This window comes from Bradyrhizobium sp. 138, from assembly GCF_023074075.1.
Classification (GTDB): Bacteria; Pseudomonadota; Alphaproteobacteria; order Rhizobiales; family Xanthobacteraceae; genus Bradyrhizobium.
In genome coordinates this window covers 1-20,699 of record NZ_JADPKT010000084.1, presented here as the reverse complement: position 1 = coordinate 20,699, position 20,699 = coordinate 1, and the positions used below count along the sequence as shown (strand labels likewise).

General features: G+C 65.0%; 18 protein-coding genes. 5 read left to right on the top strand and 13 right to left on the bottom strand.

Going from position 1 to position 20,699, the window contains the following annotated elements; translation table 11 throughout:
• Positions 1-2: 2 nt before the first annotated feature.
• The 3 genes from IVA79_RS28015 to ggt form a co-directional block, all read right to left on the bottom strand.
• The gene (locus tag IVA79_RS28015) at positions 3-1,019 is read right to left on the bottom strand and encodes a xanthine dehydrogenase family protein subunit M (protein ID WP_247559125.1); all 1,017 of its coding nucleotides are present in this window, start codon (positions 1,017-1,019) and stop codon (positions 3-5) included.
• A gap of 4 nt (positions 1,020-1,023) precedes the next feature.
• Positions 1,024-1,638 (bottom strand): (2Fe-2S)-binding protein, encoded by a 615-nt coding sequence (locus IVA79_RS28010; RefSeq protein WP_247559123.1) that lies wholly within the window; start codon positions 1,636-1,638, stop codon positions 1,024-1,026.
• 165 nt (positions 1,639-1,803) lie between these two features.
• The gene (gene ggt, locus IVA79_RS28005; protein WP_247559119.1) at positions 1,804-3,390 is read right to left on the bottom strand and encodes a gamma-glutamyltransferase; all 1,587 of its coding nucleotides are present in this window, start codon (positions 3,388-3,390) and stop codon (positions 1,804-1,806) included.
• A gap of 199 nt (positions 3,391-3,589) precedes the next feature.
• Between ggt and IVA79_RS28000 the strand changes: the two genes are divergently transcribed.
• Both IVA79_RS28000 and IVA79_RS27995 read left to right on the top strand, forming a co-directional pair.
• Entirely contained in the window at positions 3,590-4,357 is a 768-nt protein-coding gene (locus IVA79_RS28000; protein ID WP_247559117.1) for a rhodanese-related sulfurtransferase, read from the top strand.
• Positions 4,347-4,565 carry a SlyX family protein gene (locus IVA79_RS27995; protein WP_028141773.1) on the top strand — a complete coding sequence of 73 codons (219 nt, stop codon included), beginning with the start codon at positions 4,347-4,349 and terminating at the stop codon, positions 4,563-4,565. Before IVA79_RS28000 ends, IVA79_RS27995 begins: the two co-directional genes overlap by 11 nt.
• A gap of 6 nt (positions 4,566-4,571) precedes the next feature.
• Here the strand turns inward: IVA79_RS27995 and IVA79_RS27990 are convergent, their stop codons facing one another.
• Both IVA79_RS27990 and IVA79_RS27985 read right to left on the bottom strand, forming a co-directional pair.
• The gene (locus IVA79_RS27990) at positions 4,572-6,476 is read right to left on the bottom strand and encodes a diguanylate cyclase (RefSeq protein ID WP_247559115.1); all 1,905 of its coding nucleotides are present in this window, start codon (positions 6,474-6,476) and stop codon (positions 4,572-4,574) included.
• 172 nt (positions 6,477-6,648) lie between these two features.
• Positions 6,649-6,864, bottom strand: coding sequence for a hypothetical protein (locus IVA79_RS27985; protein ID WP_247559709.1), 216 nt, complete (start codon positions 6,862-6,864; stop codon positions 6,649-6,651).
• A 106-nt stretch (positions 6,865-6,970) separates the two neighbouring features.
• Here IVA79_RS27985 and hemE point away from each other — a divergent pair, with 106 nt between their 5' ends.
• Complete coding sequence (gene hemE / locus IVA79_RS27980; protein WP_247559113.1) at positions 6,971-8,005, top strand: uroporphyrinogen decarboxylase; 1,035 nt, start codon at positions 6,971-6,973, stop codon at positions 8,003-8,005.
• Between the two features lie 143 nt (positions 8,006-8,148).
• Here hemE and hemC read toward each other — a convergent pair whose 3' ends face one another.
• Genes hemC through IVA79_RS27965 form a run of 3 tightly spaced genes read right to left on the bottom strand, consistent with a single transcriptional unit; the run spans position 8,149 to position 11,422 of the window.
• Positions 8,149-9,129 carry a hydroxymethylbilane synthase gene (gene hemC / locus IVA79_RS27975; RefSeq protein ID WP_247559110.1) on the bottom strand — a complete coding sequence of 327 codons (981 nt, stop codon included), beginning with the start codon at positions 9,127-9,129 and terminating at the stop codon, positions 8,149-8,151.
• A 23-nt stretch (positions 9,130-9,152) separates the two neighbouring features.
• Positions 9,153-10,778, bottom strand: coding sequence for a choline dehydrogenase (locus IVA79_RS27970; RefSeq protein ID WP_247559108.1), 1,626 nt, complete (start codon positions 10,776-10,778; stop codon positions 9,153-9,155).
• A 53-nt stretch (positions 10,779-10,831) separates the two neighbouring features.
• The gene (locus IVA79_RS27965; RefSeq protein ID WP_247559106.1) at positions 10,832-11,422 is read right to left on the bottom strand and encodes a TetR/AcrR family transcriptional regulator; all 591 of its coding nucleotides are present in this window, start codon (positions 11,420-11,422) and stop codon (positions 10,832-10,834) included.
• 96 nt (positions 11,423-11,518) lie between these two features.
• Here IVA79_RS27965 and IVA79_RS27960 point away from each other — a divergent pair, with 96 nt between their 5' ends.
• Entirely contained in the window at positions 11,519-11,884 is a 366-nt protein-coding gene (locus IVA79_RS27960) for a nuclear transport factor 2 family protein (protein ID WP_247559105.1), read from the top strand.
• Between the two features lie 12 nt (positions 11,885-11,896).
• Here IVA79_RS27960 and IVA79_RS27955 read toward each other — a convergent pair whose 3' ends face one another.
• On the bottom strand, positions 11,897-12,841 hold the full coding sequence (locus IVA79_RS27955; RefSeq protein WP_247559103.1) for a hypothetical protein: 945 nt from the start codon (positions 12,839-12,841) through the stop codon (positions 11,897-11,899).
• 348 nt (positions 12,842-13,189) lie between these two features.
• On the opposite strand from IVA79_RS27955, the gene IVA79_RS27950 reads away from it, so the two are divergent.
• Positions 13,190-15,151, top strand: coding sequence for an EAL domain-containing protein (locus IVA79_RS27950; RefSeq protein ID WP_247559101.1), 1,962 nt, complete (start codon positions 13,190-13,192; stop codon positions 15,149-15,151).
• A gap of 204 nt (positions 15,152-15,355) precedes the next feature.
• On the opposite strand, the gene IVA79_RS27945 is transcribed toward IVA79_RS27950, so the two are convergent.
• The 4 genes from IVA79_RS27945 to pgm form a co-directional block, all read right to left on the bottom strand.
• Entirely contained in the window at positions 15,356-16,336 is a 981-nt protein-coding gene (locus tag IVA79_RS27945; protein WP_247559098.1) for a PDR/VanB family oxidoreductase, read from the bottom strand.
• 10 nt (positions 16,337-16,346) lie between these two features.
• Positions 16,347-17,099 carry a GntR family transcriptional regulator gene (locus tag IVA79_RS27940; protein ID WP_247559096.1) on the bottom strand — a complete coding sequence of 251 codons (753 nt, stop codon included), beginning with the start codon at positions 17,097-17,099 and terminating at the stop codon, positions 16,347-16,349.
• 3 nt (positions 17,100-17,102) lie between these two features.
• The gene (locus IVA79_RS27935) at positions 17,103-18,152 is read right to left on the bottom strand and encodes an aromatic ring-hydroxylating dioxygenase subunit alpha (protein ID WP_247559094.1); all 1,050 of its coding nucleotides are present in this window, start codon (positions 18,150-18,152) and stop codon (positions 17,103-17,105) included.
• A 237-nt stretch (positions 18,153-18,389) separates the two neighbouring features.
• On the bottom strand, positions 18,390-20,036 hold the full coding sequence (gene pgm / locus IVA79_RS27930) for a phosphoglucomutase (alpha-D-glucose-1,6-bisphosphate-dependent) (RefSeq protein WP_247559092.1): 1,647 nt from the start codon (positions 20,034-20,036) through the stop codon (positions 18,390-18,392).
• Positions 20,037-20,699 lie beyond the last annotated feature (663 nt).

The window sequence follows — 20,699 nt, the reverse complement described above, 5'->3', positions numbered from 1 at the left end:
GATCAGATCTCCATCGTTACGGCCTGCTGGAGCGCGCGTGCCACCACGCGCTTGCCGAGCGCAATCTTGAAGCTGTTGTGCCGGCGGCCCCTGGCGTCCGCAAACGCGGCATCGGCAACGCGCTGCGCGAGGCCGTCATCGAACTTCTGTCCCTTCAACACCGCCTCCGCCTCTCGCGCGCGCCAGGGCACGGTGGCGACACCGCCCAGGGCGATCCGCGCGTCCCTGACCGTGCCGTTCTGCACGTCGAGCGCGACCGCAGCCGACGACAGCGCGAACTCATAGGATTGCCGGTCGCGCGCCTTCAGATACACCGAACGCGGCCAGCGTCCGGAAATGGAGAAGGCCGAGATCAGCTCGCCCGGCCGAAGCGTTGTCTCGATCTCGGGCGTATTGCCGGGCGCCTTGTGTAACTCCGCGAACGGCATGTTGCGCGTGCCGGATCTGCCGGTGATCGCGACCATCGCGTCCAGCGCGATCAGCGCCTGGGCAAAGTCGCCGGGATAGGTCGCAATGCATTGATCGGACGCGCCGAGCACCGCATGCATGCGGTTGACGCCGTCCATCGCGGCGCAGCCGGAGCCGGGGTTGCGCTTGTTGCAATTCTCGTAGGAGACGTCGCGGAAATAGCTGCAACGCGTTCGCTGCATCACGTTGCCCCCGAGCGTCGCCATATTGCGCAGCTGGGCGCTCGCGGCGAGTTTGAGGGAATCGGCGATCACCGGATAATGGCGCTGGATCTGCTCATGCGCGGCCACGTCGGACATCTTTGCGAGCGCGCCAAGCCGCAGGCCGTCGTTGCCCGGCTCGATTGCCGACCAGCCCTGCGCGAGCGGATTGATATCGACGATCGCGGTCGGCCGCATCACGTCGAGCTTCATCAAGTCGATCAACGTGGTGCCGCCTGCAAGCGGCTGCGCTGCAGCCTTGGTCAGCGCATCGTTCGCTGCCGCGGCGGCGCTGAGCGCCTGCACGGCCGCGGTCGGGTCTGTCACCCTTTGATACGAGAAAGGTCGCATGCGTCTAGCCTTTCATGATCTCGGGCGCGGCCTGCTTTACGGCCGCAACGATGTTGGGATAGGCGGCGCAACGGCAGATGTTGCCGCTCATATATTCGCGGATGTCGGCCTCGCTTCCCGCATGCCCTTCCTTGACGCAGGCCACGGCGGACATGATCTGGCCGGGCGTGCAGTAGCCGCACTGGAATGCATCGTTGTCGACAAAGGCCTGCTGCATCGGATGCAGGCGGTCGTCGGTGGCGAGGCCCTCGATGGTCGTGATCTCCTGCCCTTCCGCGGCGAGTGCGAGCGTGAGACACGACACCACCCGCCGGTCGTCGATCAGCACGGTGCAGGCGCCGCACTGGCCATGGTCGCAGCCCTTCTTGCTGCCGGTGAGCTTGAGATGTTCGCGGAGCGCGTCCAGCACCGTGGTGCGCGCATCGATGCTCAGACGCTTGTCCTTGCCGTTGACCCGCAGCGTGACGTCGACGGGAAGCGACGGATCCTGTGCGGTCGAGACCCTGGCATCCTCTGCGGCCGCGCGTGCCGTGATCGGGACGAGCGCACTGCCAGCAGCGCCCGCCATGAAGGCGCGCCGATCGAATGCTGATTGCTTGGAACTTGGTTGGTCGGACATCGACGCCTCCGCCGCTTCTCTCAAAGCAGCGCACGCCTGCGCCGCTCATCGCCCCTTAACCTGAAGCGATGAGCTCCGTTCCGAACGGGAAAGGGCGATGCAGCAATTGCCGCATCGCCCTTCGTCAACTTTTCCTGATCTTGCGCGGGGAACTCGCGTTCGCGATCAATACCCCAGCGCGCAGCCGTCCTTGCGCGGATCGGAACCGCCGGTCAGCGTGCCCTTGTCCCAATCGATCCAGATGGCCTGGGCGCCGCCGAGCGGGCCGACCACGCTGGTCGTCTTGTGACCGAGCTTCTTCAGGCCCTCGACGATCGCAGCCGGGACGCTGTCCTCGAGCTGATACTGGCCCTCGTAGTGCAGGCCGCGCGGCATGTCGATCGCCTCCTGCACGTCGCAGCCATAATCGAGGATGTTGGTCACGACGCGGGTCTGGCCGACCGGCTGGTACTGCCCGCCCATCACCGCGAACGGCATCACGGAGCGGCCGCCTTTGGTGAGCAGGCTCGGCATGATCGTGTGCAGCGGGCGCTTGCCACCGGCGATGCAGTTGGGGTGACCCGGCTGGATGCGGAAGCCACCGGCGCGGTTCTGGAACAAGACGCCGGTCTTGTTCGAGACGATCGCCGAGCCGAACGAATGCGCGATCGAGTTGATAAACGAGCAGACGTTGCGGTCCTTGTCCACGACGGTGATGTAGATGGTGGAGGGATTCATCGGCGGCGCAACGTTTGGCAAATCGAGCATGCCGTCCATACGGATCTTGGCGATGTGCTCGTCGCAGAATTCCTTGGCGAGGATTTTTGCCACTTCGATCTGCATGTGCTCGGGATCGGCGACATGCAGCTCGCGGTGCATGTAGGCGATGCGCGCGGCTTCCGCCTCGAGATGGAAGCGCTCGATGCTGAGCGGCGCGTATTTCGTCAGGTCGAACCGCGACAGGATGTTCAGCATCAGCAGCATGGTGAGGCCGGGTCCGTTCGGCGGGCACTGCCAGACGTCATAGCCCTTGTACATGGTACCGATCGGCGTCGTCACTTCGGTGCGATGCGCGGCGAAGTCGTCGAGCGTGTGCAGGCCGCCGATTCCCCTGAGGGTCTCGACCATGTCTTCAGCGACCGCGCCCTTGTAGAAGGCATCGCGGCCGTCCTTGGCGATCGCGCGCAGGGTCTTGCCGAGCTCGGCCTGGCGGATGACGTCGCCGGCCACCGGCGGCTTGCCGCCGGGCAGCAGGTAACGCACGGTATTGGTGCCACCCTTGAGCTTCTCGAACTGGTTCTTCCAGTCGAAGGCGATGCGGGGCGCGACGACGTAGCCTTCCTCCGCCGCCTTGATCGCGGGCTGCAGCAGCCTGTCGAAGCCGAACTTGCCGTGATCGCGCAAGACGGTCGCGAAGGCATCGACCACGCCGGGGATCGAGACCGCATGCGCCGAGTTCAAGGGCACGGAGTTGATCTTGCGCTCGAGATACCAGTCGGCGTTTGCCGCCTTCGGCGCGCGACCGGAGCCGTTATAGGCGATGATCTTGCCCTCACCCCGCGGCTGGATCAGCGCAAAGCAGTCGCCTCCAATGCCGGTCGATTGCGGCTCGATCACGCCCAGCAGGGCCGAGCCGGCGACCGCCGCATCCACCGCCGTGCCACCCTCGCGCAGCACCTCGATCGCCGCGAGCGAAGCCTGCGGATGCGAGGTCGCCACCATGGCGTTGGTGGCGTGGACCGTGGACCTGCCGGGGAAATGAAAGTTTCTCATCGAATTTCTTGCTCTCTTGGCCGTGGATGCGCGCGCCGCGCCGTCTTAGGAAAAACCGGGTCTACATGACACATTCCGGCGGCGCTGGGCAATGCTGGCATACCAGGGAAATGGCTGCCATCCGCTGGGCGTATAGACCTTTCGACGCCAGCGACCATGCGGGTTTTCTGAGCGGCAATCGCCTGCTAAACGAGCCGCTATGTCTGATCCGAATTCGGCCACCAAGGTCGCCGCCTTCTATCAATTCGCCGCCCTCCCGGATTACCGTGAGCTGCGCGAGCCGCTACGCGCGTTCTGCACCGGCCTTAAGCTAAAAGGCAGCGTGATGCTGGCACTGGAGGGCATCAACGGCACGCTCGCCGGCGCGCCCGAAGCGATCGACGCCCTCGCCTATGAGCTGGCGCACGGCGACATGTTCAGCGGCAGGCTCGACGATCTCGAATTGAAATTCTCGACCGCCGAGGCGATGCCGTTCGGGCGGCTCAAGGTGCGCCTGAAGAAAGAGATCGTCACGCTCGGCGATGCGGCCGCCGATCCGACCCGCCGGGTCGGCACCTACGTCGATGTCAGCGAATGGAACGCGCTGATCTCTGCGCCCGACACGCTGCTGCTCGACACCCGCAATGCCTTCGAGGTGGCGATGGGAACGTTCGAGGGCGCCGTCGATCCCGGCATCAGGAACTTCGGTCAATTCAAGGATTTTGCCGCAGGCAAGCTCGATCCGGCCAAGCACCGCAAGATTGCGATGTTCTGCACCGGCGGCATCCGCTGCGAGAAGGCGAGCGCGCATCTGCTCGCGCGCGGCTTTGCCGAGGTCTATCACCTCAAGGGCGGCATCCTCCGATATCTGGAAGAGGTGCCGGAGGCGCAGAGCCGCTGGCGCGGCGAATGCTTCGTGTTCGACGAGCGCGTCGCGCTCGGCCACGGCTTGCGCGAACGGAATAAGGACGCGACGCGTGACGAATGAGATCAAGACGCTGAGCGAGCGCATCGACACGCTGGAGACGCGCCTCGCCTATCAGGACGACACGATCGAGACGCTGAACCAGACCATCACCGCGCAGTGGAAGCAGATCGATCTGCTGACGCGGAAGATCGCAGAACTCGGCGAACGGCTGCAGGAGGCCGAGGCGAATGCGCCTGGACCTGCCAACGAACCTCCGCCGCATTATTGAGCCGTCTTACTGGCCGGACGCCTTGAGCATCAGACCGGCCACCTCGCCCGACATCATCAACCGGTTGCGCCCGGCTTCCTTCGCGGCGTAGAGCGCCTGGTCGGCCGCCTCGACGAGGGAGGTCACGCCTGCCGTGCGCTCCAGCACCGGCCGGCAGGCCGCGCCTCCGAGCGAAGCGGTGACGTAACCGGTCGCATGGTTGGCGGTATGGACGAGACCCGCCTCGCGGATCGCCCGTCGGATCCGGTCGCCGATCCGGGCGCAGCCTGCGGCACCGGTGTTCGGCAACAGCATGGCGAACTCCTCGCCGCCATAGCGCGCCGCCAGATCGCCGGGGCGCTGCATCTCCGCCGCGATGACCTGCGCCACCACGCGGAGGCAGGCGTCGCCCGCGGGATGGCCGTATTCGTCGTTGTAGGCCTTGAAGTGGTCGACATCGATCATCAGCAAGGCGAGGCTGGAGCGATCACGATAGGCGCGCGCCCATTCCTCCTTCAGCCGCTCGTCGAAGCGGCGGCGATTGGCAAGGCCGGTGAGGCTGTCCTCGATCGCAAGCGTCTCCAGCCTCGTTTCCAGCTTCTTGTGCTCGGTGATGTCACGCGAGATCGCGACCACGCCGTCGACGTGGCCATTGTCCTTGCGAGTCACCCGCATGGTCGATTCGAGCCAGACCTCGCCGTTCTCCCGGTGCGAGTTGCGATAGGTGAGGCGCGCCTCCTCCCTCTCGCCACGCTTCATGGCGTCGACAACCGCCTGGACCTCCGGCAGATCCTCCGGATTGATGCCCGCCAGTGCCGGCGTGCCGATCAGCTGATTGGCGCGCCAGCCGACGACGCGCGCGGACGAGGGCGAGACATAGCGCAGCAGCTCGTCGAGCCCGATACTGGTCACCATGTCGCTGGAGCCTTCCGCGAGCAGGCGGAAATGCGCCTCCTTCTCGATCAGGGCCGCGGCCATGCGCTGGCCCCGCTGCAACTGCCGTACCAGCACGGCACCGATGACCGCAATCAGCATCACCAGCGCGAGCACGTAGAGCATGCGGGAGATTGCCGCGGCGCGCCAGGGCGCCAGCAGCTCGGCCTTGTCGACGGTGGCGAGCAGGAGGAGTGGGTAGCGGCTGCTGCGCTTGAAGAAGCTGACACGCTCGGCACCGTCCAGCGGCGACTTGAAATGATAGGCGCCGCCGGGCCGCTGCAGGCTGGCATCGCGGAACAGCGGCTTGTCGGCAACGCTGTGTCCGACGAACTTTTCGTTGTTGGGGTTGCGGGCGACGATGAGGCCATCGCCGTGAGTCAACGTCACCGAGCTGTTGCGGCCGATCTCGAACTGCTCGTAGAAATGCGAAAGATAATTCGAGCTGATGGTGGCGAGCACGACGCCGCCGAAGCTGCCGTCCGGCTTGTTGAAGCGGCGCGACAGGGTGACGACCCATTCGCCGTCGAGCAGACTCTTCACGGGGCGTCCGACATGGGCCTCGCGCTTGGGTGAGAGCTGGTGATGTCGGAAGAAGGCATCGTCAGTGAGGGTCGAACGGATCGTGCCCGGCGAGGTCAGCCAGTTGCCCTGGTCGTCGATGATGGCAAGGCCGTGAATGCGCTCGATCGCCTTCTTGCGTGCATCCTGCAGGGTGCGCAGCTTTGCGATCGTGGCAGGCCCGGCGCCGTCCATCTCCAGCCGGCTGACGACGCCGACGAGGCCGGAATCCAGGAGATCGAGGCTGTCCTCGGCATGCTGGGTGAGCGAGCGGGCGACGTTCGCCATCTCGGTCTCGGCGCCCTTGAGCACCGCATCGCGCGCGGCCCATTCGCGCCAGCCGCTGACGCCGAGGATGGTCGCGCAGGTCAGCGCGACGAACGCCGCCGCACGCAGCGGCAGACGGCTCCATCCAGTTCGTTGGGTCGCAAGGGGCATGCGGCAGGGTTCTCCGATGTTTCGGAACCTCTGCCGCTTCTGTTATTGAACTCTGAAAGTCCCGCCGGAATAGGCCGCGATATGCCGGTTTTCCGTAGTCGTACGGACGCAAGGATCCGCGCATCGCTAACAGGACATTAGCAAGCCGATCGGAATCCGGCGTCGCCCTCCGTTAGCTGAAAATGGCCTTAACCTTGGCCCAAAGCGAGGGATTGTCGGCATCCGCATCGGCCTTCGACGGCGTCGGCTGCGTGGCGCTCACCGGATCGGACGCTGGGAAAGTGTCTTTCAGCCCGGCGTCGAGCTTTGCGTGGCGGTCGGCAGCGAGCGCTTCGTGCAGATCGTCGGCGTGCTTGTCATGCGGCGCGGGATTGAATGTCTCAGCCATGATGTCCTCCATCGGCTGGTCAACGCGGCCCTGTTGCGCTGGTTCCCCTGTTCCGCCGAGGGCCGAGGCGGTGTATCAGGAGCCATAACCCCGTTCAGGACCGTTCGTGCCCCAATCTGCAAAAATGCCCTTCATCGACGTGCTCTCCGGCCAGCGCCAGAGCATCCCGCCCATGTGGATGATGCGGCAGGCCGGCCGCTATTTGCCGGAATATCGCGAGGTGCGCGCCAAGGCCGGCGGCTTCCTAGATCTCTGCTTCAACGCGGAGCTTGCAGCGGAGGTGACGTTGCAACCGATCCGCAGGTTCGGCTTCGATGCCGCGATCATCTTCTCGGATATTCTGGTGATCCCCTATGCGCTCGGACGCTCGGTCCGGTTCGAGGTCGGCGAGGGCCCACGGCTGGAGCCGCTGGATGATCCCGCAAAGGTCGCGACGCTGGCACCGCGCGCCGATTTCGGCAAACTCGCGCCGGTGTTCGAGGCGCTCAAGCTTGTGCGCAGCGCGCTGGACCCTGAGGTCGCGCTGATCGGCTTCTGCGGCGCGCCGTGGACGGTAGCGACCTACATGGTCGCTGGCCAGGGCACGCCCGACCAGGCGCCGGCACGGATGATGGCCTACCGGCATCCGGAGGCGTTCGCTGAAATCATCGACGTGCTGGTCGAGAACTCGATCGAATATCTGCTGGCGCAGCTCGCCGCAGGCGCCAATGCCTTGCAGATCTTCGACACCTGGGCCGGCGTGCTGCCGCCCACCGAATTCGCGCGCTGGTCGGTCGAGCCGACGCGCCGCATCGTCGAAGGCGTGCGCGCCAAGGTGCCGGAAGCCAAGATCATCGGCTTCCCGCGCGGTGCCGGCGCACAGCTACCCGGTTACGTCGAAGCGACCGGCGTCAATGCGGTCAGCATCGACTGGACCGCGGAGCCGGCCTTCATCCGCGAGCGCGTCCAGAGCAAGGTCGCGGTGCAGGGCAATCTCGATCCGCTGGTGCTGATCACGGGCGGCGCCGCGCTCGACCGCGCGGTCGACAACGTGCTGGCCAATTTTGCGCAAGGGCGCTTCATCTTCAATCTCGGCCACGGCATCCAGCCGGAAACGCCGATTGCCCATGTCGAGCAGATGATCAGGCGCGTGCGGGGGTAGTTCGCTCCGCTCCTAAAGGGGCGGAAACAAAAACGCGAAAACAACCCCATGCACAGTAGACAAGCCATTGAAAAAGCTCGACCGGCATGATGCGGCTCAGGCGCGCCTTTGACGCGTCGGGCAAAACAGGCGCGCAAGAAGGCTCAGCGTGGCCGGCTGCGCTCGATGATCTCGGCGGCACCCTTAGCCAGCAGATCCAGTCCCACCGCACGGCCAAGCTCGCGCGGGCGATTGGCGGGACCCGCGCGCGAGGCCTCGATGATGGTGTTGCCGGAAAGATCGAGCACAGACGCGGTGAGCGACATCTGATCGCCCGCGATGGTCGAGAAGCTCGCCACCGGCGAATTGCAGTGGCCGTTCAGCACCCACAAGACCTCGCGCTCGGCATCCGCGCTGGCATGCGCGGCGGGATCGTCGATCGATGACAGGATCTTTCGCGTTTCCCAGTCGTGCGCTGCGCATTCGACCGCCACGATGCCCTGCCCCGCCGCGGGCAGCATCTCCGCTACAGTGAATTCGTACGCGATACGACCGGCGAGGCCGACGCGGTCGAGACCCGACCGCGCCATGATCAGCGCATCGGCCGGGCCGACGGCGCCGCCGTCGGGCAGCCGCTGCTTCTCACCATTGTCGAGCTTTCGCACCCTGGTGTCGGCGGCCCCACGGAAATGGATCACCTCCACCTCCGGGAACAACCGTCGCGCATAGGCCGCCCGGCGCACCGCATTGGTGCCGATCTTGAAGCCTTTGCCGCGGGACTGGCGCAGCGCCTCCAGTGTTACGCCGTCCCGCAGCACGAGCGCATCACCAGGCGGATCGCGCGACAGCGTGGCGCCGATGACGAGGCCCGGTGTGTCCTCGTTGCCGGGCATGTCCTTCAGCGAATGCATCGCCGCCTGCAATTCGCCCGATAGCACGGCCGCGCGGATCTGCGCCACGAAGGCGCCACCCTTGCCGCCATGAGGCAGCAGCTTGCTGGTCTGATCGAGATCTCCCGTGGTGTCGAACTTGACGATCTCGACGTCGAGACCGGGCACCGCGGCGGTCAGGCGGCGCGCGATCTCTTCCGTCTGTGCCAGCGCCATCGCGCTCTTGCGGGTGCCGATCTTCAGTCGCGTAGCCAAGTCGTTGCCCTTTCGATCGCGAATTAACGCGCATCCTCCAATATCATGTCGGAGGCCTTTTCGGCGATCATGATGATCGGCGCGTTGGTGTTCCCCGAGACGAGATCCGGCATGACCGAGCCGTCGACGACCCGAAGGCCGTCGAGCCCCCGCACCTTCAGCCGCTGGTCAACCACCGCGAGCGCATCATTGCCCATACGACAGGTCGAGGTCGGATGGTAGATGGTGCTGCCGCGCTCGCGGCAATAATCCAATATCTCGGCATCCGTGGATACCTTCGCGCCGGGGTCGTACTCACTGACCACGAACGGCTTCATCGCGGGCGCATTCAGGATCTTGCGCAGGATCTTGATGCCCTCGACGTTGGTGCTGCGGTCGGTCTCGGTCGACATGTAGTTGATGCGGATTTCCGGCGGCACGGTCGGGTCGGCGCTCTTGATGCGCAGGGAACCGCGGCTTTCGGGGCGGAGCTGGCAAACCGACGCAGTGAAGCCGGAAAAATCGTGCAGCTTCTCGCCCATCTTGTCGGTCGAGAACGGCAGAAAGTGCACCTGGATGTCGGGCGAGGCCAGGCGCGGGCTGGTCTTGAAGAACGCGCCCGCGGTGCCGGCCGCGATGGTCAGCCAGCCCTTCCGGAACAGCGCATAGCGTGCGCCGGCCATGGTGCGGCGGAGCGGATGGTTGATCGTGTCGTTGAGCGTGACCTGCTGCGAGCAGCGCATGACGATGCGGACCTGCATGTGGTCCTGGAGATCGTGGCCGACGCCCGGCGCGTCCAGCACGACGTCGATACCGTGCTGACGCAGCAGATCGGCGGGACCGACGCCGGACAGCTGCAGCAGCTGCGGCGAGTTGTAGGCTCCGCTCGACAGCACGATCTCCTTGCGCGCGCGGGCGCGGCGCAGATCCGCGCCTTGCCGATATTCGACGCCGACGGCGCGGCGGCCCTCGAACAGCACGCGCTGGCCGAGCGCTGAAGTTTCGATCTTGAGATTGCCGCGGCCCTTTGCCGGGCCGAGATAGGCCGCCGAGGTCGAAGCGCGGCGGCCGTTGCGTGTGGTGGTCTGGAACAGGCCGACGCCTTCTTGCGTCGCACCGTTGAAATCAGGATTGTACGGCAGACCCGTCTCGACCGCGGCGTCGATGAAAGCTTTCGACAGCGGGTCGGTCACGATCATGTTGGAGACCGGCAACGGCCCGCCCGTGCCATGATATTGATCGGCACCGCGCGACTGGTTTTCCGCCTTCTTGAAATAGGGCAGCACGTCGTCATAGCCCCAGCCGGTGTTGCCGAGCTGGCGCCAGCGGTCGTAATCCTCATGCTGGCCGCGGACATAGAGCAGACCGTTGATCGAGCTCGAGCCGCCCAGCGTCTTGCCGCGCGGCTGGAACACCTGGCGGCCCTTCAGCTCGGGCTCCGGCTCGGTCTGGTACATCCAGTTGACGCTCTTCTCCTTGAACAGCTTGCCGTAGCCGAGCGGCACGTGGATCCAGATGTTGGAATCCTTCGGGCCGGCCTCGAGCAGCAGGACGCTGTGCTTACCATTCGCGGACAACCGGTTGGCCAGCACACAGCCGGCAGAGCCGGCGCCGACGATGATGTAGTCGAATTCGGGATCGGACGGCGTGAGGGAGGAAGTTGCGTTCATGCGCTGCTGTTCTTCTTAATTGGTGTGGCGTTTCCGGTTCGTCAGTAGCACGATCATGCCCTGACGCGCAGCGCCTCGACCAGCGACTTGAACGCACGGGCATATTCCGCACCCGCTCTTGCGATGTCGGCCCGACCTGCGCAGGCGACGGCGGCCTCAGTCACCGCGCCGAGCAGCAGTCGCGCCAACGGCTCGACCGGCTGCTTTGCGATGAGACCGGCCTCCATCGCCGCTGCCAGCGCGCGCGGCAGCTTGCCGCCAAAGTGCTTTGCGTCGATCTCCCGCCAGCGCTCCCATCCGAGCACGGCCGGGCCGTCGCGCAAAATGATCTGGCCGGTCGGTCCCTTCGCGGTCGCGGCAAAATAATGCTGGGTGCCGGCGACCATCGCGGCGAGCACGTCCTTTTCGGTGCGCGCTGCGCCATCGATCTCCACGACGAGGTCGCGCGAGACCTGGTCGAACACGGCTTCGAACACCGCCTCCTTGGTCTTGAAGTGGTGATAGACCGCGCCCTTGGCGATGCGGGCTGCCTCCGCGATCTCGTCCATGGTGGTGGCGGCAAAGCCTTGCGTCCCGAACAGGCGACGTGCCGCCGTCAGGATCGCCTCCGATGTCGCCGCCCGCCGCTCCGCCTGCTTCGCCATGGGTCTCGTCTAATCCAATCGTGCGCAGGCCGCCATTTGACTTTTCGACCATCGGTCGGTAATTACCGACCATCAGTCGGTTTTATGAGGTGCGCCATGCCGAGCCGTGACATCGTCGAAGCTTTTGCCAAGCGGCTGGAGGCCGGAGATTTCATTGGCGCAATCGAGCAATTCTACACGTCCGATGCGGCGACCTATGAGAACAATGCCGAGCCGACGGTGGGGCGCGACAAGCTCATCGCCAAGGAACGCGGCGTGCTGGCGGCGACCAAGGAAGTCAAGGCCGTGCGCATCGGGCCGAGCCTGATTGATGGTGACATCGTCGCCAGCCGCTGGAAATTCTCCTTCACCAACGCCGAGGGCGTAACGCGGACGCTGGAGGAGATCGCGTGGCAGACCTGGCGAGACAATGAGATCATCGAGGAGCGCTTCTTCTATGACCCGAAGCAAATCGGACGGTGAGCAGGATCGTCTCTATCGATACAGCATGACCACGGCCAGGCCGACCAGCGGCGCAAGAAACTGAACGGTCTGCCACCGAGAGCCATCGATCGACCAGCGCCCGTAGACCACGGTGCCGCCGCGTTGGGATGACGACCCCGGTTGATCCCGAAATGCCTTCCAGCGCGCATTGGCAGGTTCGAGAAAGTCCTCTGGTTTGACCGTCATGTCGGCGCCGTTCAGCACCACCTGCATCAGCTCGCCCTTCGGCTGGAACATCGCTTCGGCCCCGGGAGGCGCGAAGAAGCTGCGTTTCGGGGCGATGTGCTGCTCATAGCAATCCTGCCCGACCGTGACGGCCGCAGCATATGGACTGACGAACGGCACCCCCGAGATACCGGGAACGACGAGATAGCCCACCCCGCGCACCTCCTGCCAGGGAATGAAGAGACCCTTGAGCCAGGGCCTGTGAAATCGGATGCCCGCGGCGGACATGGAGATGACCGCCCGATCCGCATAGAAGTGCCGGTAAGCTGAAAGCACGATCCATCCGAAACCCAGATAGAGCAACATCCAGCCGAATACATTCGGCGATGGATTCACGAGGTGGCTCCAATAGAGACTGCGCATGGCGCCGACGTAGCTGGAGCGGCCGCTTGGTCCGCCGGCCAACACGCTGATCACACCGATCACGCCGGAGACGACGATCAGAACAAGGAGGCCGATCAACAATTCCAGAAGCAGCGGCAGACCGGACCGTCCGATCAGGGTCGCCACCGCATAGCCTGCGAACGCCAGACCAAGGAGAGCCAGATAGATGACGGCCAAAACCGCTCCATTCTGGCCGCGGCTCTCGGCGTGGAGCGCGATCGCAAGGCCGGCGACACACGCCCACATGGCCCAGGGAACGCGGTCCATCCGCCATTTGTCCATCGTGTATTCGACCGTTGCCGAAACATCTGCTGAAGCCTCGCTCATGGACGGCCCTCGGGATCGCAAATGCATCCGTTAACGACCCGCCGCGCGGACGCCTCGGCCGTCCACGAAACCTATCACTGATCAAGGAGAGCGTCTCGTCCCGGCCGACGGTGCGGCCAAAAGCCGATCGAGCAGCGGTTCTATGACGATCCGAAGCAGTCGGCGCGGGTGACGGCCCTCTCCCAGCCATCGCGCATTTGTATCGATTTGTTATCGATACCGCGGTTCGAACACACAGAAGTGGTCGCGCCGAGCGCCGCAGCCGGGGATAATTCATAGTTCGTCAAAGTTTTGCAGCGAATTCTCGCTTCCGCGCCGGACGAACGGCCCAAGCTGCTAGGCTCTGGAATGCGGACTCAAACGACCAGCTATGTCGCGCGGCTGTTTGCCGGCGATCTGTCGGCCTTTGGCGGTCCCGCAACCGACGAGGCCGCGGCCGGACATATCCGGGCCGAACAGATGTCGCTGGTGCTCGGCTATTCCGTCGGCATCATGCTTGCCAATGCCTGCAACGCAATCGTGCTGGCCATCGCACTGTGGCCGTCGCCGGACAGGATGCCTGCCCTGATCTGGGCGGTCGCTGTCGCCGCCGCCGCGATTGGATTCGGCGTGCAATCCCACGCCGCGCGCCACATCACAAAACCGCAATTCGTCTCGCGCCGCGCCATGCACCGGCTGGTGCGTAACGCGTTCATCCTCGGCGCGGCCTGGGGCATCGTTCCCGTCGCCTTCTTCGCCGATGCCTCGACCGGCGGCCAACTCGTCATCACCTGCCTGTGCTCGGGCATGCTGGCCGGCGGCGCGCTCGCCTTCGCCACGATCCCGATCGCAGCCATTGCCTTCACGGCGCCGATCTTCCTTGGCATCGCCATCTGCCTCGGCAGGAATGGCGATCTCGCCTTCCTGCTGATCGCCTTCCTCGTCGTGGTCTACGGAAGCGTGCTGATCCGCGGCGTGTTCGTCAATTCGTTCACGTTCGCGCGTCGCGTGATGCGGCAGATCGAGGCGGAGCGGACGGTGCGGCTGGATCCTCTGACCCATCTGCCCAACCGCGTCGCCTTCAACGAAACGCTCGATGCCGCCTTGAAACGGCTCGCGTTGTCCGGCGAGGAGTTCGCGGTACTCCTGCTCGATCTCGATCGCTTCAAGGAGGTCAACGACAAGTTCGGCCATCCTGCCGGCGACGAATTTCTGGTCCAGATCGCGAGCCGCCTGCAGCGCTGCACGCGCGCGGCCGAACATGTCGCGCGCATCGGCGGCGACGAGTTCGCGCTGGTGATGGCCAATCTGGCGCGCCCGGAGGAAGCACTCGAGATCGCCGAGCGCTTCGTCGCAGCCTTCCAGGAGCCGTTCCAGATCGAAGGCCGCCAGATCGTGGGCGCGACCAGCGTCGGCATCGTGCTGGCACCGCGCGACGGCACGACGCCGCTCGACGTCATGAAGAATGCCGATGCCGCGCTCTACCGCGCCAAAAAGGCGGGGCCGGGCACGATCCGCTTCTTCGAGGAAGTCGACGACAGGGTCTCGCGCGATCGCAAGGCGCTGCAATCAGATCTCGCCGGCGCGATCGCGCGAAACGAGCTGTTCCTCGTGTTTCAGCCGTTCCTCGATCTCGACGAAGGCCGGATCACCGGCTTCGAGGCGCTGCTCCGCTGGCAACATCCGGAACGCGGACTGGTGCCGCCGAGCGAGTTCATTCCGATTGCGGAGGAGACCGGACTGATCCACGAGATCGGCGAATGGGTCGTCCGCCGCGCCTGCGCGACCGTTGCCAAGTGGCCGGACGAGATCAGGGTCGCCGTGAATTTCTCCGCGGCGCAGTTTCACAACGCCGGCATCCTCCAGACCATCGTGCAGGCACTCAGCGACGCCAAGATCGCGCCGCACCGGCTCGAGATCGAGATCACGGAATCGATGTTGCTGTCGAAATACGGCTCGGCCGAGTCGGTCCTGAACGCGCTGCTGCAGCTCGGCGTCACCGTGGCGCTGGACGATTTCGGGACGGGCTTCTCCTCCCTCACCTATTTGCGCAAGCTGCCGTTCAGCCGCATCAAGATCGACCAGTCCTTCATCCGCGACATGTTGGTGCAGCCGGACTGCGCCGCGATCGTGAAATCGGTGGTCGGCCTTGCGCGCGACCTCAACATCGGTGTGGTGGCCGAGGGAGTCGAGACCGCCGACCAGCTCGAATATCTCAGGCAGATCAGTTGCGACGAGGTGCAGGGCTATCTGATCAGCCGCTCGGTGCCGGCGGATCGCGTGCTGGCGCTGCTGGAGACGAAGAAGCTTCGGGCGATTTACGCGGCGTAATTGGAATTGAGATTTGACCTGACTGACGACCACGACAGCGGTGAGCCCCCTCGCCCGCTTGCGGGAGAGGGTTGGGGAGAGGGTGTCTCCGTAGAGGGATTCCCCCAGAGGAGAGAGCCCTCACCCGCGCCTTCGGCGCGACCTCTCCCGCAAGCGGGAGAGGTGGAGCCTGCGGCGGAGTCTATTTCTTCCAACAAGCTCTCATCAAATCGCATCCGCGCGCAGCAAGGTATCCACCGTGATCGTGCCCCTTGCCCGCGAGACGCAAGCGCAGATCTTCTGGTTGCTCTGTTTCTGATGGTCACTGAAGAAGACGTCGCGATGGTCGATCTCGCCGTCGACCTCGACCACATCGATGGCGCAGAGGCCGCATTCACCGCGTTTGCAATCGTACATCACGTCGTGGCCGCTGGCATTGAGCACATCCAGCATCGAGCGTTCTCGGGGTATTTCGAGCTCGACATCGGAGCCCTTCAGGCGCACGCGAAAGGTCTCGGTCGGCAGCGTGCCGCTGGAGCCGAAGGTCTCGTAGCGCAGGTCGGGGAGCGGATGGCCGGCGCCGATCCAGGCATGACGCGCGGCGTCGAGCATCCGCATCGGACCGCAGAACAGGGCCAGCGCGCCTTGCGGCATTGAGGCGAACAGCGCGTCGAGATCGAGCCGCCGGCCTTCGTCGCTGGCATGAACGACCAGGCGATCGCCGAGCATCGCGGCGAGATCGTCGAGATAGGCGGCCTCGCCGCGCGAGCGCACCGCATAATGCAGCGTGACATCGGCCCCGCGCCGCGCCAGTGCCTGCGCGGCGCCGAGGATCGGCGTGATGCCGATGCCACCCGCGATCAGGCAGTAGCGTTCGCGCGCCCAATCGACGGCAAGCAGCGAGGCCGGCTGCGTGATGTCGAGCCGCGCACCCGGCGCGAGCTGCCACATGTAGCGCGAGCCGCCGCGGGAATCATCAGCGCGGCGCACGGCGATCTTGAGGCCTTGCGAGGTGGCCTCGCCGACCAGGGAATAGGACCGCGTCTCCGGCAGGCCGTCGATGGTGACGCTGACATTGATGTGGCTGCCGACCGGATAGGCCGCACCGTCGAACTGATCGGGCCGGATCAGGAATTCGCGGATGCCGGGAGCGAGATCGCGGGTCGAGACCAGCGTCGCGGGAATCCAGGTTTCGATGAAGCGCATGGCTATTGCCTCAATCGGTTGCGGTCTTGATCAGCGCGAGCGCCGGCAAGAGGTCGAGATGGGTGCGATTGCGCAGCGCAAGGCGCAGGTTTCGCACGGCGAGCCGCGCGTGCTCGCGCATGATCGCTTCGGCGCGCGCACCCTCGCGATTCTCGATGGCGTCGATCACGACGCGATGGTGCTCCTGGCCGATGATCAGGATCTGCTGCGCCTCGGGCAGCGCCGACTGCGCCATCACGAAGCCGCTTGGCGAAGCAAACGGCAGCGCCGAGGCGCGGTCGATCTGGCGGATCAAGGGCGGGCTACGCGATAGTTCCGTGAGCAGCGCATGGAAGCGCGCGTTCAGCGCGACATAGGACGAAAACGCGTCGACCGAGATCGGCACCTGGCGCAACAGCTCGTCGATCGCACCGAGGCATTCCTTCAGCGGTTCGAGCTCGCGCGCGGAGACGCCGCGCTCGGCGGCAAAGCGGGCGGCGAGACCTTCCAGCGTGCCGCGCAGCTCGATGGAATCGGAGATGTCGCGCTCCGAAAACGCCTTCACCATGAAACCGCCGGAGGGGATCGCTTCCAGCAGCCCCTCCTCCTCCAGCCGCACCAGCGCCATGCGCACCGGGGTGCGCGAGGCGCCGGTGGTTTCCACCGCCTGGAGTTCGGAGATGCGCTCGCCGGGGCGCAAGGCGCCCGACAGGATCTGGTCGCGCAGCGCGAGCTGCGCCTTCACGGTCTGCGAGACGGAGCGGTCGACCTCACGCTCGGCCATGATCTACTCCGCGGCCTGAAGGTGCTGCGGCGGATTTTCCTTCGCCACCATCCTGTCGATCAGCTTGCGCGACCACATCGCGCCGGCATCGATGTTGAGGTTGTAGAAGATGCGGTCGGGGTTCTCGTCCATGGCGCGCTGCTGCGCCTCGAGGATCAATTCGTCCTCCCGGAAGATGCCGGAGACGCCCTCGCGGATCTCGCTGGTGATGCGCTGCTCGTCGAGCTGATAGTTGCGCACGAAGGCCCAGAAATAATGACAGGTCTTCTCGGTCTCCGGCGTGATGGTGTTGAGCACGAAGCCGTTGACGCCCTGCGAGCGATCGCCTTCCGGCGCGCCGGTGCCGGTCGGCGCAACGCCGACGTCGATCGCGATGGTGCACGGCGCCTCGAAACGGATGATCTGCCAGCGGTCGACCAGGCCGCTCTTGCCGAGCTGCTTGGCCCAGAACGGCGGCGGCTCGATACCGCGCATCCAGCGCGTCACGGTAACAGTCTTCTCGCCATGGGTGACGTCGAACGGCGCTTCGGCGACGGCCTCGTTGCCGATCGAGGAGCCGTGCACGAAGGTCTCGTGGGTGAGATCCATGAGATTGTCGAGCACGAGGCGGTAATCGCATTTGACGTGGATGGTCTTGCCGTCGCCGGCCCAGGCCGGATCGTGATTCCAGTGCATGTCCGGCACCAGCGCGGGATCGGCCAGCGCGGGATCGCCCATCCACAGCCAGATGTAGCGATGGCGCTCGACCACGGGATAGGCGCGCACGCAGGCCGACGGGTTGATGGTCTCCTGCGAGGGCATGAAGGTGCAGCGACCCTGCGCGTTGTATTTCAAGCCGTGATAGCCGCAGACGACAGTGTCGCCTTCGAGCCGGCCCTTGGACAGCGGCACCAGGCGATGCCAGCAGGCATCCTCGAGTGCAGCGACCGAGCCGTCGGCCTTGCGATACATCACGATGTGCTTGCCGCAGATCGTCCGCGGCAGCAGCGCCGGCTTCACCTCGGCGTCCCAGGCGGCGGCGTACCAGGCGTTCATCGGGAAGGGCTTTGTCATCGGTCTCACTCCCACGGCTTATGAATACGTTATGTATACAATAGCGGACGGATAGGATCGATCAAGGCCAAATATGGTGTATTATAATACCTAATTATGGTGATGTGTATACATAAAAGCTGCTCCACTGTCATTGCCCGCGACCGGGGAATGACGGCGGTGACCGCGGCGGCCCGCGCGGAAGATGCGGCAAGGGCCCCTCTCGCAGCGGCAATTCGAGAGTCCTACAGGCCCGCCCTACGCCCCGAATACCTTCGCCAGCCCCGCCTTGGCCTCGTCCTGAATCCGCTTCAGGTGCTCGGTGCTGCGAAAACTCTCGGCGTAAATCTTGTAGACGTCCTCGGTGCCGGACGGCCTGGCGGCGAACCAGCCGAAATCGGTCTCGACCTTGATGCCGCCGAAGGACTGGCCGTTGCCGGGCGCCTTGCTCAGCGTTGAGCGAACTGGATCGCCGGCGAGATCCTTCAGGCCGAGCTGCTCGGGCGTGACGGACTTCAAAATGTTCTTCTGCGGCCCTGTCGCGGCGACATCGATGCGGGCGTAATGCGGCACGCCGAACTCGGCGGTGAGATCGCCAAACAACTGGCTGGGGTCGCGGCCGGTCTTGGCCATGATCTCGGCGGCGAGCAGGCCGAGGATGATTCCGTCCTTGTCGGTGGTCCACACCCCGCCGTCGCGGCGCAGGAACGAAGCCCCTGCACTCTCCTCGCCGCCGAAGCCGAAGCCGCCGGAGAGAAGGCCGTCGACGAACCATTTGAAACCGACCGGCGTTTCGACCAGCTTGCGGCCGAGCTTCCTGGCGACGCGGTCGATGATCGAGCTCGACACCACGGTCTTGCCGATCGCGGCATCCCTGCTCCAGTTCGGGCGGTGCGCGAACAGATAGGAGATCGCCGTCGCCAGATAATGGTTCGGATTCATCAGGCCGCCCGTGCGCGTCACGATGCCGTGGCGGTCGGCGTCGGTGTCGTTGGCAAAGGCGACGTCGAAGCGGTCGCGCATCCCGATCAGGCTCGCCATCGCGTAAGGAGAGGAGCAATCCATGCGGATCTTGCCGTCCCAGTCGACCGTCATGAAGCGGAAGGTCGGGTCGATCGCCTCGTTCACCACGGTGGCCTTGAGGCCGTAGCGTTCGATGATCGGATGCCAGTAATGCACGGCGGCGCCGCCGAGCGGATCGATGCCGATATTGATGCCGGCGGATTTGACGAGCTCGAGGTCGACGACTTGGCCGAGATCGGCGACGTAGGGCGTGATGAAGTCGTAGGCGTGGACGTTCGCGGCTTTCTTCGCCTTGTCGTAGTCGATGCGCTTCACGCCCTTGAGATCATCGGCGAGATAGGCATTGGCGCGCTTCTCGACCACGGCCGTGACGTCGGTGTCGGCGGGACCGCCATGCGGCGGATTGTATTTGTAGCCGCCGTCTTCAGGGGGATTGTGCGAGGGCGTGATGACGACGCCGTCGGCGAGGCCGGAGCTGCGGCCCTTGTTGTAGGTGAGGATCGCGTGCGAGATCACAGGCGTCGGCGTGTAGCCGCCGTCCTTATCGATCATGATGTCGACGCCGTTGGCGGCGAACACTTCGACGGCACTGACCAGCGCCGGCTCGGCCAGCGCATGGGTGTCGATGCCGATGAAGAGCGGACCGGTGAGGCCCTTCTCTTGTCTGTAGTCACAGATGGCCTGCGTGGTCGCGAGGATGTGGCCTTCGTTGAAGGTATTCTTGAACGAGGTGCCGCGATGGCCGGAGGTGCCGAACGCCACGCGCTGCGCGGGATCTGCGACATCGGGCTTGCCGGCGAAATAGGCCGTCACCAGCCGCGGAATATTGGTGAGCGCGTCCGGCGAAGCCTGCTTGCCCGCCGCGGGATGAACATCAGCCACTGAAGTACCTCGTCCTGTCGCAAGAGATCGCGGAGCACCATAGCATCGGCCGGCCCGCCGCCAAGGGCACAACACGCGCGGTGGGGTGGCCGTTCCTTGGGTAGGTGGCTGCAGCGAAAGTCCTCGGGGGGAATCGCAGTGCCGTAGGGTGGGCAAAGCGACTTGTCCGCCATAGCTCGAAGAGCGACGGCGGAAGCGTGCCCACGTATCTTTCGCGGCCGAGAGAGATCGTGGGCACGGCGCAAGAGCGCCTTTGCCCACCCTACGACTGCGTCCGGGGCACGAGAGGTGAGTGTAACGCACGTCCGCCTCCACACCGTCATTGCGAGGAGCCCTTGCGACGAAGCAATCCAGAGTCTTTCCGCGGAGGGATTCTGGATTGCTTCGCTGCGCTCGCAATGACGGAACAAGGAGCGGCATCGCAACTCTTTAACTCGCATGTTACCCGCAGACACGGCTTCGCAGCCTCGCGGCTGAAATCGCCCGAGCTTTGCTTGATCACTCCGCCCTCAAATCCAAGAGGGCGCAGGGAAGGCCGGGTGCCGACCTCGCACCCGCGGTCCGCTGCGCGAAATGCACACGCAGGAAGAACCGCACAGCAGCATACAGGTGGTGCCGATCACTCGGCCTTCCCTGCGCGATGGTCGGACGGCTTATGCCGTG

Bases quoted from the DNA above. Each gene is read 5' to 3' on its own strand.
- IVA79_RS28015 (WP_247559125.1), bottom strand. From the start codon at position 1,019: ATGCGACCTTTCTCGTATCAAAGGGTGACAGACCCGACCGCGGCCGTG.
- IVA79_RS28010 (WP_247559123.1), bottom strand. From the start codon at position 1,638: ATGTCCGACCAACCAAGTTCCAAGCAATCAGCATTCGATCGGCGCGCC.
- ggt (WP_247559119.1), bottom strand. From the start codon at position 3,390: ATGAGAAACTTTCATTTCCCCGGCAGGTCCACGGTCCACGCCACCAAC.
- IVA79_RS28000 (WP_247559117.1), top strand. From the start codon at position 3,590: ATGTCTGATCCGAATTCGGCCACCAAGGTCGCCGCCTTCTATCAATTC.
- IVA79_RS27990 (WP_247559115.1), bottom strand. From the start codon at position 6,476: ATGCCCCTTGCGACCCAACGAACTGGATGGAGCCGTCTGCCGCTGCGT.
- IVA79_RS27985 (WP_247559709.1), bottom strand. From the start codon at position 6,864: ATGGCTGAGACATTCAATCCCGCGCCGCATGACAAGCACGCCGACGAT.
- IVA79_RS27970 (WP_247559108.1), bottom strand. From the start codon at position 10,778: ATGAACGCAACTTCCTCCCTCACGCCGTCCGATCCCGAATTCGACTAC.
- IVA79_RS27965 (WP_247559106.1), bottom strand. From the start codon at position 11,422: ATGGCGAAGCAGGCGGAGCGGCGGGCGGCGACATCGGAGGCGATCCTG.
- IVA79_RS27960 (WP_247559105.1), top strand. From the start codon at position 11,519: ATGCCGAGCCGTGACATCGTCGAAGCTTTTGCCAAGCGGCTGGAGGCC.
- IVA79_RS27955 (WP_247559103.1), bottom strand. From the start codon at position 12,841: ATGAGCGAGGCTTCAGCAGATGTTTCGGCAACGGTCGAATACACGATG.
- IVA79_RS27950 (WP_247559101.1), top strand. From the start codon at position 13,190: ATGCGGACTCAAACGACCAGCTATGTCGCGCGGCTGTTTGCCGGCGAT.
- IVA79_RS27945 (WP_247559098.1), bottom strand. From the start codon at position 16,336: ATGCGCTTCATCGAAACCTGGATTCCCGCGACGCTGGTCTCGACCCGC.
- IVA79_RS27940 (WP_247559096.1), bottom strand. From the start codon at position 17,099: ATGGCCGAGCGTGAGGTCGACCGCTCCGTCTCGCAGACCGTGAAGGCG.
- IVA79_RS27935 (WP_247559094.1), bottom strand. From the start codon at position 18,152: ATGACAAAGCCCTTCCCGATGAACGCCTGGTACGCCGCCGCCTGGGAC.